This is a genomic window from Niveispirillum sp. KHB5.9 (assembly GCF_048066115.1).
Lineage (GTDB): Bacteria > Pseudomonadota > Alphaproteobacteria > Azospirillales > Azospirillaceae > Niveispirillum.
Window position 1 is genome coordinate 1 of the sequence record NZ_JBLTYX010000060.1, and the last position, 1,754, is coordinate 1,754.

A 1,754-nucleotide genomic window follows, 5' to 3' on the forward strand; every position below is an offset into this window, starting at 1 on the left:
AGACCGAAACCCGCATCCGGCGGGTCCTCGATAGTGACGGCCCAGCCGCCGCCCTCCTCCGGCCAGGATTGAACCCGCCACGCGCCACCGGGGCCGATCCAGTAATCCATCAAGGCTGCCGATCCTTCATTATCGTAGCCCAGTTCCTGGACCTGCCCACAACCGGTACAGCAGACCCTGGCATCGGCACTCTCGGCATCGCAATAGGGTCGGCATTGGCAAATCTGCCCCTGCCAGGACAGGATGCGCATCGGGTACAGCGCCCGGCAGTGCGGGCACGGCAAGGGCGGCGTCAGCCTGCCCGACCGGTCAATCACGCCACCTGCTGCCATACGCCCTCGCGGATGTCGCCCAGCACAGAATCCAGCCTGCCGCCGAACAGCTTGTTCAGCCGGTCAAAGCCGCCGACATCCGCCTTGTACTGACCGGAATCCAGGAAATCGCGGTCAACAATGATTTCCTTGGCCACATCCTCGCCAATGCGTTTCAACCAGCGTTGCTGAACCGGGGTCCAGGTCTGGCTTTTCAGGATACAGGCCATGGCATCGCGCACCCGGTCAGCATAGGGACGCAGCGGGTCGCCCAGTGCTGCCTGACGGATATAGCCGATGACCGATGCGGCAATATCTTCCGACTTCGCCTGTTCCCAGGCGCGGTGCAATGCCGCCTCAGTAAAGGCCCCTTCATCCAGGATCAGCTTGATCTGTCGCAGGTCTTCGCGTGTCAGGTCGCGGGGGCGGGTAACGACGATGTTGAGCGCCGTAACCTTGTTCACATTGTCTTTCACCCAGGCGGCGAAACTGTCCAGGTAATCCTCGGGCCGGGTCAGCCTGCCATCCTTTCCATAGCCGTGGCTGATGGAGACCAGATCGTCGGCATGTTCCGAAATCGGGATCGGGGCACCGGGCCGGTCGGGTCGCCAATCCAGAATGGGGCCAAGGCGCGGACGGGCGCGGAACCAGTCGGCCAGATCGGCAGGGCTGGCATCGGACAGACGCTGCATCGTGGCGTGCAGCGGCTCGCCCGCCTCCTGCTCATAGATACGCAGGGCGTCATCGGTCAGCAGTTTGGCCCGGCGCTTCAGTTTGCTTTCAAGCTGCTGGCGGATGGTTTCCCGGTGCTGGTCGCTGGTGACGCCGGTCAGTTCATCCAGCAGCTTGGTGAAGGACAGCTTGGGTTCCACGCCGACCGGCTTCATGTCGGTCATGGATTCCAGGCTGGCATAGAGGTCCACCGCGTCGAAGATACGGAAGAAGTCCTTGCCGATCTCGTCACAGCGGCGGGTGGCCCGGCCGAGCATCTGCTCATACAGGATGCGGCTATTGACCCGGCGCAGGAACACCAGATTGGTGATCTTCGGGATATCAACGCCAGTGGTCAGCAGATCAACCGTGACGGCGATCTTGGGCTGCGGATCGTTGCGGAAGGACAGGGTTAGGGCCAGGGGTCGGTCCACGCTGCCGGTGATCTTCCTGACATCGGCGTCGTCAATATCGCCATAGGCCTCCTCGAACGCCTTCTTCACCTCCTCGACAACCATGTCGGCATGGCCGTCGCTGACCGCGAAGATCAGGGTCTTGTCGGGCAGGGTGGGGTCGATATAGCTGGCCAGGGCCTTGGCGACGGTGCGGTTAAACTCACGGGTGATGACCCGGCGGTTGAACTGCTCGACCTCAAAGCTGAACTCATCCGGCGCAATCGTCGTGGAAATCGTACCGTCCGCCGTGTTCAGCAGATCGACCTGCTCACCCTTG

General features: G+C 62.3%; 2 protein-coding genes. Both read right to left on the bottom strand.

Translation table 11 applies throughout. From position 1 onward, the window contains the following. On the bottom strand, positions 1 to 332 hold a 332-nt coding region (locus ACM9HJ_RS30910), incomplete at its 3' end, for a hypothetical protein (protein WP_416575655.1). After that, on the bottom strand, positions 314 to 1,754 hold a 1,441-nt coding region (locus ACM9HJ_RS30915; RefSeq protein ID WP_416575656.1), incomplete at its 5' end, for a type I restriction-modification enzyme R subunit C-terminal domain-containing protein. The genes ACM9HJ_RS30915 and ACM9HJ_RS30910, both read right to left, overlap by 19 nt.